Consider the following 16,492-nt stretch of genomic DNA (forward strand, 5'->3'; position numbering starts at 1 on the left):
CTATCTAAGCACCTTTTTGCACAATACGTATTTGGAATAAATAGGTTTTGCGCAAAGGGGTGTTTTTATGTGCTCTGTTTGAAAAAGTAAATAAAACTGCATTTAGCCCCCTTGGGCTAAGCTTATATTTTTTCTTTTTTTGTCGATTTTGTTTGGGTAGCCATATGTATGGATGCCGCAGCCATTAAATCCTGCAGATTCATGTTTTTAAGTTCCTCATCAACGTAAAAAGCAGAGAGCTTGTCTGAACTGTAGCGATAAATTTTCCAACGTTTAAAGGTGTATTCCAAGGCTGTAAGGTTTTCTACCCAATCCCCGGAATTGAGATAGGTGCATTTCCCAAGTTCGTTTTCATATATCTCTTTGTTTGGCTGATGAATATGACCACAAATAACATAATCATAATTATTTTCAATAGCCAGTTCCTTGGCAGCATGCTCAAAATTTTTAATAAAATTTCGGGCACCGCTTACATTGTGCTTAATTTTTTTTGCGAGGGAATATTTTTCGCGTCCCAGTTTTAGCAAGACCAAATTGGTAATTTTATTGAACAGTAATAAAAGGTCATAGCTATAGGCTCCCAATTTGGCTACCCATTTGGCATTTTTAATAGTTATATCAAAGACATCCCCGTGAAAGAACCAGGCCCTTTTACCGTTCAACTCCAAGCTTAGTTTATCCACTACATGGATATTGCCCAAGGAGGTGCCGCTAAACCTGCGTATCATATCATCATGGTTGCCGGTAATATAGTATACCTCTGTGCCGCTAGTGGCCATTCCCATTATTTTTCTAAGCACTTTTAAGTGGGTTGCCGGAAAATACCTTTTGCTAAATTGCCCAATATCAATGATATCGCCGTTCAATATGAGTGTTTTTGGTTTTATGCTATTTAGGTAGGACAGTAATTCATCGGCATGGCAGCTAAGGGTGCCCAGATGGATATCGGAAATAACAGCTAAGTCTAATTGTCTCTTTTTCAATGATTAAGTGTTTTCTCAAATTAAGCAATCCTAGTTAATTAAAAGGTGAAGACAAGATGAAATTAGAATAAGGAAATAGTTAAGTTTATATTAAGTGGCTTTAAATCTGTTTTTATTTGCAATATAAAACAGTTCAATTTTCGTATCTCTTTTTTAAGATTTACCTTTGGAGCTTTGAGTGTTGGTTAGGTTGAAAACCAATACATAAACCACAACTTTTTACATACGATCATGGCAGGAAATACTTTTGGAAACCTTTTTAAACTAACTACCTATGGTGAATCACATGGAGTTGCCATTGGTGGGGTATTGGATGGCTGCCCAGCTGGCATTACTTTGGATCTTGAAGCCATACAAGAAGAGTTGAATAGGCGTAAACCGGGGCAATCGGCCATAGTAACCCAACGAAAGGAACCGGATACCGTAGAATTCTATTCAGGTATTTTTGAGGGGAAGACAACTGGGACACCAATAGGTTTTGCCATTCACAATACCAATCAGAAATCCCGTGACTATTCCCATATAAAAGATTCGTACCGCCCATCGCATGCCGATTATGTTTACGATCAGAAGTATGGTTTTAGGGATTATCGTGGTGGAGGAAGGAGTTCTGCCCGTGAAACAGCCAGTAGGGTAGTGGCCGGGGCCATTGCCAAGCAATTTTTGGGCGGGATGAAAATTAACGCCTATGTTTCCCAGGTAGGGGAATTGAGCTTGGACAAAAGCTATCAAGAATTGGATATGTCCCTTATAGAATCCAATCCGGTACGCTGTCCAGATACCGATACGGCTACCAAAATGGAAGAGTATATCAAAAAAATAAAAAAAGAAGGCGATACCATAGGAGGGGTAATTAGTTGTGTTATCCAAAATGTTCCAGTAGGGTTGGGAGAGCCTGTCTTTGATAAACTACACGCCGAACTTGGCAAGGCTATGCTCTCTATCAATGCCGTAAAGGGGTTTGAGTACGGCAGCGGTTTTGAAGGGGTAAAAATGAAGGGAAGTGCCCACAATGATCAATTTAATCCTGATGGTACAACCAAAACCAACAATAGTGGTGGTATACAAGGTGGTATTAGCAATGGTATGGATATTTATTTTAACATCGCCTTTAAGCCTGTAGCAACCGTTATTCAGGCCTATGATACCATAGATAAGGAAGGGAACAAGGTAACCACACAAGGAAAGGGTAGGCATGACCCATGCGTAGTACCTCGTGCGGTACCTATAGTAGAAGCTATGGCGGCCCTGGTTATGGCAGACTATACCTTGCTGAATAGAACCATTAAATTATAGAAGTCTATTTTTGGTGCTTTGGGGTAGTATATAGTATCTTACCGGTCTAAATCTTTTTTTTATGAAGAAATTGGAACTGCATTGGCAGATATTATTGGGTATGGTAGCAGGGGTACTTTTTGCCTTGGCAATGGTACAGTTTGATTGGGGCCCCAAGCTAGTATCTGACTGGATTAAACCTTTTGGGAATATTTTTATAAATTCCCTTAAATTGATCGCCGTTCCGTTAATTCTAGCCTCTTTGATCAAAGGGGTGTCCGATCTGAAGGATATTTCCAAGCTTTCCAAAATGGGGGGTAGGACCATTGGGATCTACATAGTGACCACTATAATCGCCGTAAGTATTGGGTTGACCATAGTAAACGTTGTTAAACCGGGAGCCTCTATAAGTGAGGATACCAGGAACGAATTGGTGGAAAACTATAAGGGTGATGCCGACTCCAAAATTGCCCAGGCAAACGAACAAAAGGAATCTGGCCCTTTAAGGGCATTGGAAGAGTTGGTTCCTGATAATATTTTTAGTGCCGCAAGTGACAATGGGAATATGTTGCAGGTCATCTTTTTTGCCATATTCTTTGGGGTGGGATTAATTCTGATCCCTGAGGAAAAGGCTTCTCCCGTTAAGAAATTTTTCGACGGATTTAACGAGGTAATCCTAAAGCTTATAGATCTAATTATGTTGGCAGCACCATATGGGGTGTTTGCCTTATTGGCAGCTTTGGTTGTAGAGTCGCCCAGTGTGGATCTTTTTAAGGCCTTGGCCTGGTATGCGGTCTGCGTGGTTTTAGGTTTGGCATTAATGATATGTGTGTACATATTGTTCGTTTGGATCTTTACCAAACGCAGTCCCTCTTTTTTTGCTAAGGGCATTTCCCCTGCACAATTATTGGCATTCTCCACTAGTTCCAGTGCGGCAACCTTACCGGTAACTATGGAGCGTGTAGAGGAACATATGGGGGTTGAGGAAGAAGTGGCCAGTTTTGTCCTTCCCATTGGAGCTACCATAAATATGGATGGTACAAGCCTGTATCAGGCCGTGGCCGCTGTATTCATTGCCCAAGCCTTTGGAATGGACCTTAGTTTTGGTACCCAATTGGGTATCATTGTTACGGCTACCCTTGCCTCTATTGGTAGTGCTGCCGTACCAGGTGCAGGAATGGTAATGTTGGTTATTGTTCTGGCCCAAGCCGGAATACCGGAAGCAGGCCTTGCTCTAATTTTTGCCGTTGACCGCCCTTTGGACATGTGTAGGACGGTGGTAAATGTAACCGGGGATGCAGCCGTTTCCATGATGGTCGCAAAATCGGTAGATAAATTGGGCGAGCCCAAAATAAAGGAATGGAGCGACCACTATAAGGTAGAAAAGTAATTACCTGCCCTGCTTACCATTATTGAGAAGCCTGAAATTTTTTTTTTGGAGATGCCAAAAATAATCACAACCAGAATAAAAGGTATATTTTTAAGCTGCTAATCCACACAAACATATACTCAGCCTTTGCTATTAATTGGATACTTGTAAAACCAAAGCGGTATGGGAGAGGGTGACTTCATGTATCATAGCATAAAAATAAAGGGTAGTTCAGAGGCATAATTACGTTTGGGAGCATACGCATTAATGTACCATAGGGCTCACTGGATTGTGGACAATGGGGCAGTGTTGAAATAGTGATAATTATTTTTATCTGCTCTTGGTATAATAAGCTAGATTTTGATATCTTTGTACCGTTATTTAAAAAAACTAAGCAAACATGTTCGATTTTGACCAATATCTAGGGTTTTTAGCATTTTTGACCATTTTAACCATCGGTTTTTGGTTAATGATTTTTCTTTTGACATTTGTAATTCCTTATTGGATAGGAGGTTCCCTTCTTGAAATATGGAAGGAAAAGCGCGAAGCTAAGAAAGCAAAGCGTGACCAATAGGGATACGATATAAAATAAAAAAAAGGGAGCCATTTGGTTCCCTTTTTTTATGCTCTTAGATCTGGAACTATCCCTCAAATTCCATATCATCGCCACCGCCATTGCGGCCGTCCCTATTTCCGTCCCTTTGGTTCTGGGGCTGGTTGAATCGGTATTGAAAGGATAGGGTAATCTGTCGTTGCCGCCACTGAAATTCGCTATAGGTAAAAACGTTTTCCGTTCGGGTTTCGGTCATTCGTTTTCGTGTATTAAAAATATCGCTGACATTTAATGAAATAGAGGCATTGTCATTTAAGACATCCTTGCTCAGGGCCAAATCTGAACTTAGCATACCTTTGCTCTTGCTTTGTGCATCCTGGGAAGGACCTCTGTAAAAGAAATTGGTCTGAAAATCTATTTTTCCAGGCAGCGGCAATTTTGCGCTAAAACGGGTGAACCAAGAAAAGTTATTGGCATCAAAATTTTGTACTACTTCTTCATCCTGACTGTTTACATAGGTGTAGTCCCCTTTTAAATTTCTTTGGTACGCATTTAGGTTCCAGCTTAATCTCCAATTTCGTTTAGGGGTAAAGGTGGTGGTAAATTCCATCCCGTAGCGTTCCTCTGTTGCCAAGTTTATTGGGCTACGTACCTGTACCGGTACCACAATTGGATTTTGTAGGTCGTCCGGGTTTTCTATGGTTACAAAATCGCCTGTTTCCCTGGTAACAAACTGGAATACCCCCGTAGATCTATTAAAATAACCGGAGGTAGTAAAGCTCATCTTGTCCCATCTTCTCAAATACCCCAGGTCATAGGCATCGGTAAAAGTAGGGTCCAGATCTGCATTTCCTTGGAAAAGATTGGTATTACTGGACCGGGAAGGGGTTGATATATCTGGAACGTGGTCTTCTCAGCCTTTTACTGTAACTGATGGTAACCTGCTCCTCTTCTGAAAATTCATAACCTAAAAAGATGGAAGGAAACCAATTTACATAATTCTTATTGGTTACTTCGTTGGTGTTGAGCAGTTCAATACCAATATCCGAAGCTTCCATTCGCAATCCACCTAGGATACTAAATTTATCAATCTTGGTACCCAACTGTGTGTAGGCCGCATTAATATATTCCCTGTAGTTTAATTCATTGCTAAAATTAGGGTCGCTGTTAAAACTACCGTCCTGCTGTAACACTCCAAAATCAAAATCGGTATTGTTGTCGTTGAAGGTACCTCTATAGCCCATCTCAAATTGCGATTGGTTGTCCTTTCCAAAAGGCAGTACGTAATCCATTTGTAGCAATTGGGATTTTTGAGTTTGGTTATCAATCGTCCTTTCTGTGTCCAGGTCAATATTATCACCCAAAATAACCTCGCTAATTATAGAATTTTCATCATCTATGCCTTTGGAATATTGGTAGTCGAAGGTTAGGGTGTGTCCGTCCTCATCAAATTTCTTTTGGTAATTTAGGGAGTATTGTACCTCTTCTTCAAATTCGTCTTCCATGGTGGAACGGTTTCTTTGAATGGTAGGATCCATATTGGCATCAAAATTAAAGAAATCAACATCTACCGAATTGTCGCCATTGGATTTCCCAAAGACAAAGGAATTGGTAATACTACTGCTCTCGTCCAAAAAGAGCTCAAACCCTACATTGGTGTTGAAGCTTTTGTCCTTTCTTTGGTAGTCCCTTATTTCGTCCTGGAAACTTAGCGTATTTCCGTTTTCATCAAAGTTTTCCTGTTCAAAAAGTGCATTCCCGGGACCGCTTCGGTAGCGATAAGTGGTATTGGTGAAAATATTGAAATTGTCCCGTCTCAAGTTTAGGCTTACCGCGCCCCCATAGCTCTCGGGATAGCCGGTATATACGTTAACAGATCCATTGAGTCCGGCTGTTTTGCTTTGCTTTAAAACAATATTTAAAATACCCGCTGTTCCCTCGGCATCATACCTTGCCGATGGATTGGTAATAACCTCTACCTTTTCAATAGCGTCTGAGGGTAACTGTTGCAGTGCATCCGGACTTAAGCCGGATAAGGCGGATGGTTTTCCATTGATCAGGATCCGGACACTTTCATTGCCCCGCAAACTTATATTGCCTTCCACATCCACGGTAACAGAAGGGACATTGCCCAGTACATCGGTAACGGACCCCCCTTTAACGGTTAGGTCAGAGCCCACATTGTACACTTTCTTGTCCAATCGTAACTCAACGGTTGTTCGTTCACCTATCACTTCCACCTCGGCCAGCTGGGCAACATCCAAGGATAGTGGTATGGTACCTAGGTCTGTGAACGATCTTAAATTCTGATTGTTCAGAGTATAGGATTTGTACGAGATATACTCAATACTGATATTGTAGTTTCCTGGAGGGGTTTCTACCGTAAACTTACCAGTGGCATCGGTTATGCCCCCGGTAACCTTATCAGGGTTTCTAACACTTTGTAAGACCAAAGTGGCGTATTCCAAAGGCACATTGGTCTCCTGATCTATAACTGTCCCAGTTATTTTAATGGGTTGTTGTGGCCCCTTGGGACCTTGTGCAAAATTTACTAATGAAGTTAATAATAATACAACTGGGATTAGTTTTTTCATGTTATGGTTTAGATTTTTTCTTTTTTCTTTTCTTCTTTTTGTCCTTAACTTTTTTAAAGTTGTTTTTTTGAAGTTCTACAAAGGCTTCATATTTATCGGCCGGAAGCCCAGCTTTGAGTTCTTCATCCTGTTTCTTGGTAATTTTTTCATACCCTTCCCTCATTTTATCGGCGGGCAATTCCAATATCTGCAATTCTATACGCTCCTGTAAGTACTTTTTTAATGTGGTACTTAGAATGGCTTCCTCAAAGGCATTAAGACCCAATTTTTCTGTAATTGCCGGCATCTCGGCATCTACAATTTGGGCCGCCGTCAATTTTTCAGGTTCCTTGGGCGTCTCCTGTACCTGTGGAATGGTATTTCGCTGCCTGCCATACCCGTAACCATTATATCCACCGTATCCATATCCGTATCCATTACCATAGCCGTATTGGGCATTTAAAAAGGGGAATGACAATACGACCAATACAATACTTATAAATAATCTTCTCTTTGTCCTCATGATGATAAGCAATTAGTGGGATTCCAAAAATAATCGATGGTTTAACCATCAACAGTTAAATGTTTGTTAATTCCAAATACCTCAAGAATCGTACCTATTTTGGACTGTACTCCCGGTATTTTAGGTAGGACGGGGAGGGGTTGTAGTCTTGCACCCGGTCCATTTACTAAAACCTAAGTTCTCTATTGGCCCAATAAACTATCTATGTTTTGGGGTGGCCGCCCAATAACGCCCTTATTATTGCTAATAACAATAGGTCGTTCAATTAACTTTGGGTGGTTTACCATTGCAGTTATTACCTCCTCATCGGTCATAGACTTTCCTTTGTAATTTTCTTTCCAGATGGCCTCGTTTGTTCTTACCAACTCCATAGGGGGAATAGCCAAGATTTTTAGTATAGACTTTAATTCTTCATGGCTAGGGACCTCTTCAAGGTATTTAATGACCTCAAAATCTTTTCCCGATTTTTCCAAAATGGCCAAGCCTTCCCTGGATTTTCTGCATCTTGGGTTGTGATATATTTTAATCATATTCCTATTGTTTTTATTTAGTAGGGAGTTTTTGATATCAATAGCTGCTTTTAAGGTATGCGCTTAATTCTTAGACTATGAATGTCTTACCCTTAGTTTTAAGTCCAGATATTGATATTATTTTAGTGCCTACTAGGGTTTAAATTTCTTCTTTTTGGCCCATCATCATTAGGTAGGCCTTTAAAAATTGATCTATGGAACCGTCCATTACAGCCTCTACGTTTCCTGTTTCTTCACCGGTACGTACGTCTTTCACCAATTTATATGGGTGCATAACGTAGTTTCTAATTTGGGATCCCCATTCAATTTTCATTTTGGAGGATTCTATTTCCTGACGGGCTTCCATTTTCTTTCTCAATTCTATTTCGTACAATTGGGACTTCAGCATCTTTAAGGCCGTAGCCCTATTGTCGTGCTGGGATCTGGAATCTGAGCAGGAAATTTGAATTCCACTTGGTTTATGCGTAAGCTGTACTTTTGTTTCTACCTTGTTCACATTTTGTCCCCCTGCACCACTGGATCGTGCGGTGGTGATTTCCACATCGGCAGGGTTAATATCGATCTCAATACTATCATCAACCAAGGGATATACGTAAACAGAGGCAAAGGAGGTATGCCGTTTTGCATTGCTATCGAAAGGAGAAATACGCACCAGTCTATGCACACCGTTCTCCCCTTTGAGCCAACCAAAACTATAGTCACCTTCAATTTCCAGGGTCACCGTCTTTATACCGGCCACATCGCCCTCCTGATAGTTGAGTTCTTTTACCTTGTAGCCATTTTTTTCGCTCCACATCATATACATACGCATCAACATGGAGGCCCAATCGCAGCTTTCTGTACCACCGGCACCGGCTGTTATCTGTAATATGGCCGTTAGTTCGTCACCCTCGGCCGAGAGCATATTCTTGAATTCCAATTTTTCAATGGCATCAATGGTCTTCCCATGATGATTTTCCACCTCCCCTTCGCTCATCTCTCCCTCTTTCTGAAATTCCAGAAAAATCTCCAGATCGGCTACCAAACCCTTGGCCGCGTTGAAATCATCGACCCATTGCTTTTTGGATTGGATCAGTTTCATTTGTGCCTGGGCCTGCTGTGGATTGTCCCAAAAGTCGGGCGCCAATGTTTTTTCTTCTTCGTTTTCTATTTCTATAAGTTTGGCATCAATGTCAAAGATACCTCCTTAACGCACCAAGGCGATCAATAAGACTCTTGTAGTGGTCCGTGGTTATCATAATCAATAATTTTCATCCAAAAATAGGATTCTTTTTTTTGATAATAGATTAAAATTGGAATGTTATTTATTGTTGGGCCAGTACTTCTACAGAATGTTTGGTGTCATTACTGCCATGGGAGTATACAATACCCTTTAAAGGGGAGCAATCGTGATAATCTTTTCCGTGTGCAACCTTTATGTGGTCTTCTTTGACCAAAAGAAGGTTGGTAGGGTCAAAGCCCATCCAGCCCACTTGGGGCACATAAGCTTCTGCCCAAGCGTGCATTTGTGAGTCTCCAAAGTAACCATGGCCCTGGTGAAGGTATCGGGAAACATAATGGGAGGGAATATTATTGGCCCGGGCCAAAGCGCAAAATAAGTGGGTGAAATCCTGACATACACCATTGGGGGTCTCTATGATTTCTTGCAATACGGTATGTACATGGGTAACCCCTGTAGTAAAGTGAATGAAATAATAGACCCAACGGTTCAATTTTTGAAGATTCTCAAATATGCTTAGGGCAGGATCAAAAACATAAAGATTACCTGAACTCTCGGGAAGGGTAGTGAATTTGGTTTTTCGTAGAAATGGCTCAAAATCCACTTTAAAGTCTAGGCTATGAATAAGGTCGTAGTTATCTTGAAGATCAAAGACGGGGGTTTTTTCAAAAGGGTTGCTAGGTAGCTTTTTTATTTTAAAGGTGGCTGTGAAATCAATTTTTTCAAAGGTCTTTGCGGTATTGATCCGCAAGGTCTGAAATCCATAGCCGTTTTGGGAGAAATTACTTTTTATGCCCAATGAATTTTCCATAACAAAAAAATAGGGTTCTATTATTATTAAATTCATTATAGGGAGCGGAAAAAAAAAGGGAGTTGCCAAATACTAATTTCATTATGTATTATTTTAGCGCCCTTAGTTGAAGGGTGTTGCCCGCTTAGGGCATATTTTTCAATATAATTCTATACGATATGCAGATAAACCTAATTAGTGATACGGTAACCAAACCCTCTCCAGGAATGTTGGAGGCTATGATGACAGCGGAAGTGGGTGATGATGTTTTTAAAAATGACCCTACTGTAAATAAGTTGGAAGAAAAAGTAGCTCTATTATTTGGTAGGGAAGCCGCTCTTTTCTTCCCTAGTGGTACCATGGCCAACCAAACAGCCATTAAGCTGCATACCCAGCCTGGTGAGCAATTAATTTGTGATAAATATGCGCACGTTTACAATTATGAAGGGGGCGGAATTAGTTTTAACAGTGGGGTATCCTGTAGGCTGGTTGATGGACATAGGGGAATGATGACAGCGGCCCAGGTAGAGGAGGCCATAAACCCGCCCGATTTTTACCATAGTCCCCTTACATCCTTGGTGTGTGTAGAGAATACTACCAATAAAGGAGGGGGTGCCTGTTGGGATATGGAGGAGTTGGAGCGGATAAAAGCGGTATGTCACCAACACCATCTAAAGTATCATTTGGATGGTGCCCGTTTGTGGAATGCCCTAGTGGCCAAAAAGGAGTCCCCAAAGCAATATGGCGATTTGTTCCATACCATTAGTGTATGCCTAAGTAAAGGTTTGGGTTGCCCTATAGGATCTGTGCTAATAGGGGACAGAGAAACAATTCAGAAGGCAGTGCGGGTAAGAAAGGTTTTTGGAGGAGGTATGCGACAGGCAGGGTATCTTGCGGCAGCAGGTATCTATGCATTGGACAATCAGCTGCAAAGGTTGGAAGAGGACCACAACAGGGCAAAGGAGATAGGCCAGGCCCTACAGGCATTGACCTATGTAAAAAAAGTAGCGCCCATAGAGACTAATATTGTAATTTTTGAAATAGATCAATCACAAATTTCGACGGACATTTTCATTAAAAAGCTGGAGGAAAAGAATATTCAGATCATTGGCATGGGGCAGGGGAAATTGCGTATGGTTACCCATATGGATTATACGGAAGCGATGCACCAGAGATTATTGGATATTTTGGGGTCTTTATAGTCCAATGGCATCGGGCAATAGGGAGATGCTTGTCTTTAGGTTCTTAATGCCGTTTTCCATGCCCGCTTCAGAGCTGTATAATTGGGAAGTTCCTATGATATTACCATCCTTGTCCTTTAAAATGAAAAGGAATTTCCCATCATAATTGGTTTTGCGTTCAAAAACTGTGGATTGGGAAATAAGATTTTTAAGATTGGAGATGGTATGGTCCATTGCGGTCCTACTGGAGTATACTACACTGTTCAGAATGGTCTGTCCGCTTTCCGATTGCAGACTAAAGGTGAATAAGCTATCCGATTCCTGATTAATTTTTAGCATGTCCGATGGCAACTTTTTTTAAAGTTACACAAAATATATGAAACTGTAATTTGGAAGTGGTAAATTAATAATAGTTTAATATGTTCTATTATTCGGGTTGATTTTATTGCGTAAACCAGCAGCGTGCTTAGGTTCTGCTATGGTGAATATGACCTTGCCTATTGTGCGATAACAGTTTTTAAAATCTAATTAATCTGTGGGAGGATATTTTGCATAAAAAACCGGGACAGGTAGGCTTTTCTACTTGTCCAATACCAAAAAAAAAGGGCGCAGAAAAGTATCTTAAAACAATACCTTGCTGTGCCCTCCCTTGTCGGAAAAGTTTGATTATTCGTCTATTTTTGGCAGACCAAAAGTGTCTACCACATAATCTATGTCCTTATCGCCCCTACCACTTAAGTTAACCAAAATGGATGATTGAGGGTTCTGCTGTGCCAGTTTAATGGCATAGGCTACGGCGTGTGCACTTTCTAAGGCGGGGATAATACCTTCTAGTCTACTAAGTTCATAAAAGGCGTCAACAGTTTCCTGGTCAGAGACCACGTCATAGGTAACCTTGCCCATATCCTTCAGCATACTGTGTTCTGGACCTACCCCAGGGTAGTCCAATCCGCTGGCTACCGAATGAACGGCTCCAGGTTCACCCTTGTCATCTTTTAACATATAGCATTTAAAACCATGTATCACACCGGGGCTGCCCAGGGTCATGGTGGCGGCGTGCTCCCCATAATCCATAGACCTACCGCCTGGTTCTACACCGTACAAGGTACATTCGGAATCGTCCATAAAAGCAGAGAAGATGCCCATGGCATTACTCCCGCCTCCTACGCAGGCAACTACCTGATCTGGCAATTCTCCGGTCATTTCAACAAATTGATCCTTGGCTTCAATGCCTACAACCCGTTGAAAATCGCGTACCATCATTGGAAAGGGATGTGGACCTACGACCGATCCGATACAATATATGGTGTTGACAGGGTCTTTTAAATAAGCTTCAAAGGCCGAGTCTACTGCTTCTTTCAATGTTTTTAAACCATGGGAAACCGGAACCACCTTGGCACCCAATATTTTCATTCTAACTACATTGGGATGTTCTTTGGCAATGTCTACCTCACCCATATGGATTTCACATTCCAATCCAAAATAAGCGGCTGCTGTGGCCAAAGCAACCCCGTGTTGTCCCGCGCCCGTTTCGGCTATCAATTTCTTTTTTCCGAGGTGTTTTGCCAGAAGGGCCTCTCCCATACAGTGGTTTAGTTTATGCGCTCCGGTATGGTTTAGGTCTTCCCGTTTTAGGTATATCCTTCCGCCGTATTTTTCGGATAGCCTATTGCAGTAATAAACAGGGGTGGGTCGCCCTTGGTAGTGCTTGCGTATACTTCTAAGCTCGGATATAAAATTATGCGATTTGCTTATGGAGAAATAAGCATCGGTTATTTTTTTCATTTCCGCCTCTAGCACTGGGGGGATAAAGGCACCTCCATATTCATTAAAAAAACCATTCTGGTCTGGGTACTTTTTAAAATAATTCTCGGTCATAATAAATGTTATGTATTTGTTTTGGTTTTAAAAAAAATAGGGCACTGAAAAATAGCCCTTACAATTATACTAAATTATTGGTTGGGTTTTGTTCCTTTTTATTGCTGAGGGCAGTATAACAAGACCTACCAATATTTAATGGATGCCCCATGCCGCACTGGCCGATTTTTAAAAGAGGATCTTTTTTTTTTTTTTGTCAAAACGGGTTTAAAAGGGTCAGGAACTTGGCCAGAATTAGATGTGGCAAGTGTTGCCCAGTTTTAAAATGCCGATTTGTGATTTAGGTTACAGTTAGCTAAAACGGGTGTGTTACAGTTTTCTATTTTCCCTGAGAAAATCCATATATCTGTCCACATCCGATTTGGACCCATAACCAGAGAGGGAAGCTATTTCTTTTTCATTGCTGCCAACCAAGCTGATAAAAGGGAAGACCCCTTTTTTGTTCCATTGTTTCAATAATTCCTTGTTCTGGGTAAATTCTTCCGGGCTGAGGCGTTCTTTTTTTCTGGGAAGATCAACATACAACAAAACATAGTCCTTGGCCACTTCCTTAAACTGATCTGTTTCCAACAAGTCCTTTTTTAGGGCTTTGCAAGGGGAACACCAATCACTTCCTGTAAAGTACATTAGGATGTTGGTATTGTTCTTTTTTGCTATTTCACGAGCGTTGTCGTAATCGGTCAGCCAATCTACCTCCGAAGCTGTGGTACTTTTCTGCTGTGCGCAGACCAATATAGGTAAGAAGGCCAATAGTAACAAATACTTCATTATGGGATTTTTTTTAAATGATTGGTATTAACTTAATCATTTTACTCGATAATCGAGATTTAAAACTGTCTGCCGCAGGTTGGTGATCCGAATCCTGCGTCGAAATCCAAAACAAGGGTCCTTTCCATGCCTCGAGGCCCTGCCTTTGTCCGTCAGACTGGCTTGCCCCCAAGTAATTTACTTTAAAAAGGAATCCATTCCAGGAATATTGGGCATACCTTCCTTCGCAACAGCGGCCAATTCGTTTTCGTTTATTGTGGTCGCCTTTTCTATGGCTTTGTTCAGGGTTAGGATCAAGTAGTCCTCTAATTGTTCCTTGTCCTCCAATAGACTATCGTCCAACTCAATGGATTTAATGGTTCTATTTGCGGTAATGCTAACCTTCAACAAGTTGTCCGGTGATTGTTCGTCAACAATAACGGTATTTAAACGTTCTTTGGTGGCTTTTACTTTTTCTTGGGTTTCCTTAAGTTTTCCCAACATACCCATCATATCTCCAAACATAGTATTGCAATTAATCGTTTTGTGGTAAAATTAATAAATTGAGTTGGTTTATGTAAAACAATAGTAGCAGGATTCCAAAATAATAGTATAGATAGGGGGTTAGCGCATATATCTAACAGATGGAAAGGAGCGGATGTAAAATTTTTGGTTGCGGCAACTGTTTTAATTTGTTGTTAAAGATTGCATTTAGGTAGCTGAGTCTTAATTAAATATTATTTTTGCGCATTCTTACTAATTAATAGTTACTCATGCAGCGGGAAGTAAAAACACCAAGTGCAAAAAAAATAGCAAAGCAATTAATAAAGCACGGGGATGTTAGGACAGATGATTATTACTGGTTGAACCAAAGAGAAGATCCGGAGGTTATTGCCTATTTGCAGGAGGAAAACGAATATTACGAGGCACTGACCGCCCATACCAATGATTTAAAGGAAAGCCTATTCCGGGAAATGAGGTCTAGGATAAAGGAAGATGATACCTCTGTGCCATACAAATATAACGGGTATTGGTATGCTACACGTTATGAGTTGGGGAAAGAATACCCCATATTTACCAGACGATTTGGAAAGGAAGATGCGGTAGAGGAGATCATGTTCAACTGTAATATCATGGCAGAGGGCTTTGATTACTTCAGTTTGGGAGGGCTTGCGGTAAGTCCCAATAATGAATTGGCAGCATTTTCAGTAGATACGGTTTCCAGAAGACAATATACCCTGCAGATTAAGAATTTACGCAGTGGGGAAGTGTATACGGATAAAATAGAAAATACTACGGGGAGTGCCGTATGGGCCAACGACAACAAAACTCTTTTTTATACTAAAAAAGATCCGGTAACCCTTCGTTCCAATAATATTTATAAGCATATACTGGGAACTCCGCCAGAGCAGGACCAGTTGGTCTTTCATGAAGAGGACGAGACCTTTACCACTTTTGTGTATAAAACCAAATCCAGGGAGTTTATTGTAATTGGTTCTTCCAGTACCTTGACCTCCGAATATCAGATTTTAAGGGCAGATGAGCCCAATGGTCAGTTTCAGATTTTCTCCAAACGTGAGCGTGGTTTGGAATATTCCATAGCTCATTACAATGACAATTTTTATATACTCACCAATAGGGATGGGGCTACCAATTTTAAGTTGATGACAACGCCCGAAGACAGGACCGAATCGGGGAACTGGGTAGATTTTATACCCCATAGGGAAGAGGTATTGTTGGAAGATATAGAGATGTTCCATGATTATTATGTGCTATCCGAGCGGGAAAACGGTCTAAATAAACTAAAAATTGTCCGTTGGGATACCGGAGAGGGTTACTACCTTCCTTTTGATAACGAGACGTATACGGCCTATGTTGGTACCAATCCGGATTTTGATACTGAAATTTTAAGGTATGGCTATAATTCACTCACTACTCCCAGTTCTGTAATAGATTTTAATATGCGGACCAAGGTGAAGGAAGTGAAAAAGGAACAAGAGGTTTTGGGAGGCAACTTTCATAAGGAAAACTACATTTCGGAAAGAGTCTGGGCCACAGCCCGGGACGGTAAAAAAATACCAATTTCCCTAGTTTACCACAAGGATACCCAATTGGACGGCAGCAGTCCCCTGCTGCAATATGCCTACGGTTCTTACGGGCATACTATAGATTCTTATTTCTCATCTGTGCGACTAAGTTTATTGGACCGAGGCTTTATTTATGCCATAGCCCACGTTAGGGGAGGGGAATACCTTGGTAGAAAATGGTATGAGGAAGGAAGATTGCTTTACAAAAAAAATACGTTCACCGATTTTATTGATTGTTCTAAATTTTTAATTGAAAAAGAATATACCGCAGCGGAGCATTTATACGCTTCTGGAGGGTCTGCCGGGGGGTTATTGATGGGGGCCGTTATAAATCTGTCTCCCGAAATCTACAACGGCGTTATAGCAGCGGTGCCATTTGTAGATGTGCTAACCACTATGTTGGATGATACCATTCCATTGACCACGGGGGAATACGATGAATGGGGCAATCCCAATGAAAAGGAGTATTATGATTATATGAAGTCATATTCACCCTATGATAATGTAACAGCTAAAAAATATCCCAATATATTGGTTATTACCGGTTTGCATGATTCCCAGGTACAATATTTTGAGCCTGCCAAATGGGTAGCGAAACTTAGGGAGTATAAAAAAGATGAAAATTTATTGCTTTTTAACATCAATATGGATGCAGGCCATGGCGGTGCCTCAGGGCGTTTTGAGGCCCTTCGGGAAGTAGCCAAAGAATACGCATTTTTATTAGATTTGGAGCATAAAATTCGATAATCAAAAAAAAAGACTAATTTTGTCCTGATCTTATTGG

General features: G+C 40.9%; 14 protein-coding genes and 1 pseudogene. 5 read left to right on the forward strand and 10 right to left on the reverse strand.

The window, feature by feature from the left end; genetic code table 11:
• Positions 1 to 122 precede the first annotated feature (122 nt).
• A complete protein-coding gene (locus EHW67_RS16235) occupies positions 123 to 983 on the reverse strand; it encodes a UDP-2,3-diacylglucosamine diphosphatase (protein WP_126163444.1) in 861 nt (286 codons plus the stop codon).
• 231 nt (positions 984 to 1,214) lie between these two features.
• On the opposite strand from EHW67_RS16235, the gene aroC reads away from it, so the two are divergent.
• The 3 genes from aroC (at position 1,215) to EHW67_RS20580 (ending at position 4,201) form a co-directional block, all read left to right on the forward strand.
• A complete protein-coding gene (aroC, locus tag EHW67_RS16240) occupies positions 1,215 to 2,279 on the forward strand; it encodes a chorismate synthase (RefSeq protein WP_126163445.1) in 1,065 nt (354 codons plus the stop codon).
• A 61-nt stretch (positions 2,280 to 2,340) separates the two neighbouring features.
• Entirely contained in the window at positions 2,341 to 3,648 is a 1,308-nt protein-coding gene (locus EHW67_RS16245) for a dicarboxylate/amino acid:cation symporter (RefSeq protein ID WP_126163446.1), read from the forward strand.
• A 379-nt stretch (positions 3,649 to 4,027) separates the two neighbouring features.
• Positions 4,028 to 4,201: a hypothetical protein gene (locus EHW67_RS20580; protein WP_202911999.1), complete on the forward strand. Its 174-nt coding sequence runs from the start codon at positions 4,028 to 4,030 to the stop codon at positions 4,199 to 4,201.
• A 67-nt stretch (positions 4,202 to 4,268) separates the two neighbouring features.
• On the opposite strand, the pseudogene EHW67_RS16250 reads toward EHW67_RS20580, so the two are convergent.
• From EHW67_RS16250 to EHW67_RS16270, 5 genes and pseudogenes are all read right to left on the reverse strand, one after another.
• Positions 4,269 to 6,774: pseudogene (locus EHW67_RS16250) on the reverse strand (TonB-dependent receptor domain-containing protein).
• Between the two features lies 1 nt (position 6,775).
• A complete protein-coding gene (locus EHW67_RS16255) occupies positions 6,776 to 7,276 on the reverse strand; it encodes a hypothetical protein (RefSeq protein ID WP_126163447.1) in 501 nt (166 codons plus the stop codon).
• A gap of 182 nt (positions 7,277 to 7,458) precedes the next feature.
• Positions 7,459 to 7,806, reverse strand: coding sequence for an arsenate reductase (glutaredoxin) (gene arsC, locus EHW67_RS16260; protein WP_126163448.1), 348 nt, complete (start codon positions 7,804 to 7,806; stop codon positions 7,459 to 7,461).
• A gap of 139 nt (positions 7,807 to 7,945) precedes the next feature.
• Positions 7,946 to 9,044 (reverse strand): peptide chain release factor 2 gene (prfB, locus tag EHW67_RS16265; RefSeq protein WP_126163449.1). Its coding sequence is split into 2 segments (ribosomal slippage): positions 7,946 to 8,980 and positions 8,982 to 9,044, totalling 1,098 coding nucleotides; the frame shifts between segments, so codons are not numbered across the junction.
• Between the two features lie 66 nt (positions 9,045 to 9,110).
• Positions 9,111 to 9,836, reverse strand: coding sequence for a transglutaminase-like domain-containing protein (locus EHW67_RS16270; RefSeq protein WP_158285140.1), 726 nt, complete (start codon positions 9,834 to 9,836; stop codon positions 9,111 to 9,113).
• Positions 9,837 to 9,994: 158 nt separating this feature from the next.
• Here EHW67_RS16270 and EHW67_RS16275 point away from each other — a divergent pair, with 158 nt between their 5' ends.
• Positions 9,995 to 11,017, forward strand: a complete 1,023-nt coding sequence (locus tag EHW67_RS16275) for a threonine aldolase family protein (protein ID WP_126163451.1) — start codon at positions 9,995 to 9,997, stop codon at positions 11,015 to 11,017.
• Here EHW67_RS16275 and EHW67_RS16280 read toward each other — a convergent pair.
• From EHW67_RS16280 to EHW67_RS16295, 4 genes are all read right to left on the reverse strand, one after another.
• A complete protein-coding gene (locus tag EHW67_RS16280) occupies positions 11,012 to 11,335 on the reverse strand; it encodes a YegP family protein (RefSeq protein WP_126163452.1) in 324 nt (107 codons plus the stop codon). The genes EHW67_RS16275 and EHW67_RS16280 overlap by 6 nt on opposite strands.
• A 327-nt stretch (positions 11,336 to 11,662) precedes the next feature.
• Positions 11,663 to 12,874 (reverse strand): tryptophan synthase subunit beta, encoded by a 1,212-nt coding sequence (gene trpB / locus EHW67_RS16285; RefSeq protein ID WP_126163453.1) that lies wholly within the window; start codon positions 12,872 to 12,874, stop codon positions 11,663 to 11,665.
• Between the two features lie 309 nt (positions 12,875 to 13,183).
• Complete coding sequence (locus EHW67_RS16290; RefSeq protein ID WP_126163454.1) at positions 13,184 to 13,642, reverse strand: thioredoxin family protein; 459 nt, start codon at positions 13,640 to 13,642, stop codon at positions 13,184 to 13,186.
• Between the two features lie 177 nt (positions 13,643 to 13,819).
• Entirely contained in the window at positions 13,820 to 14,146 is a 327-nt protein-coding gene (locus EHW67_RS16295) for a YbaB/EbfC family nucleoid-associated protein (protein WP_126163455.1), read from the reverse strand.
• Between the two features lie 248 nt (positions 14,147 to 14,394).
• On the opposite strand from EHW67_RS16295, the gene EHW67_RS16300 reads away from it, so the two are divergent.
• A complete protein-coding gene (locus EHW67_RS16300; RefSeq protein ID WP_126163456.1) occupies positions 14,395 to 16,455 on the forward strand; it encodes a S9 family peptidase in 2,061 nt (686 codons plus the stop codon).
• The last annotated feature ends 37 nt before the right edge of the window (positions 16,456 to 16,492 follow it).

The organism is Arenibacter aquaticus (assembly GCF_003957295.1).
Classification (GTDB): Bacteria; Bacteroidota; Bacteroidia; order Flavobacteriales; family Flavobacteriaceae; genus Arenibacter; species Arenibacter aquaticus.

What these genes read in the sequence shown, in the direction of transcription:
- aroC (WP_126163445.1), top strand. Translation starts at nt 1,215, where the DNA reads ATGGCAGGAAATACTTTTGGAAACCTTTTTAAACTAACTACCTATGGT.
- EHW67_RS16245 (WP_126163446.1), top strand. Translation starts at nt 2,341, where the DNA reads ATGAAGAAATTGGAACTGCATTGGCAGATATTATTGGGTATGGTAGCA.
- EHW67_RS20580 (WP_202911999.1), top strand. Translation starts at nt 4,028, where the DNA reads ATGTTCGATTTTGACCAATATCTAGGGTTTTTAGCATTTTTGACCATT.
- EHW67_RS16255 (WP_126163447.1), bottom strand. Translation starts at nt 7,276, where the DNA reads ATGAGGACAAAGAGAAGATTATTTATAAGTATTGTATTGGTCGTATTG.
- arsC (WP_126163448.1), bottom strand. Translation starts at nt 7,806, where the DNA reads ATGATTAAAATATATCACAACCCAAGATGCAGAAAATCCAGGGAAGGC.
- EHW67_RS16270 (WP_158285140.1), bottom strand. Translation starts at nt 9,836, where the DNA reads ATGGAAAATTCATTGGGCATAAAAAGTAATTTCTCCCAAAACGGCTAT.
- EHW67_RS16275 (WP_126163451.1), top strand. Translation starts at nt 9,995, where the DNA reads ATGCAGATAAACCTAATTAGTGATACGGTAACCAAACCCTCTCCAGGA.
- EHW67_RS16280 (WP_126163452.1), bottom strand. Translation starts at nt 11,335, where the DNA reads ATGCTAAAAATTAATCAGGAATCGGATAGCTTATTCACCTTTAGTCTG.
- trpB (WP_126163453.1), bottom strand. Translation starts at nt 12,874, where the DNA reads ATGACCGAGAATTATTTTAAAAAGTACCCAGACCAGAATGGTTTTTTT.
- EHW67_RS16290 (WP_126163454.1), bottom strand. Translation starts at nt 13,642, where the DNA reads ATGAAGTATTTGTTACTATTGGCCTTCTTACCTATATTGGTCTGCGCA.
- EHW67_RS16295 (WP_126163455.1), bottom strand. Translation starts at nt 14,146, where the DNA reads ATGTTTGGAGATATGATGGGTATGTTGGGAAAACTTAAGGAAACCCAA.
- EHW67_RS16300 (WP_126163456.1), top strand. Translation starts at nt 14,395, where the DNA reads ATGCAGCGGGAAGTAAAAACACCAAGTGCAAAAAAAATAGCAAAGCAA.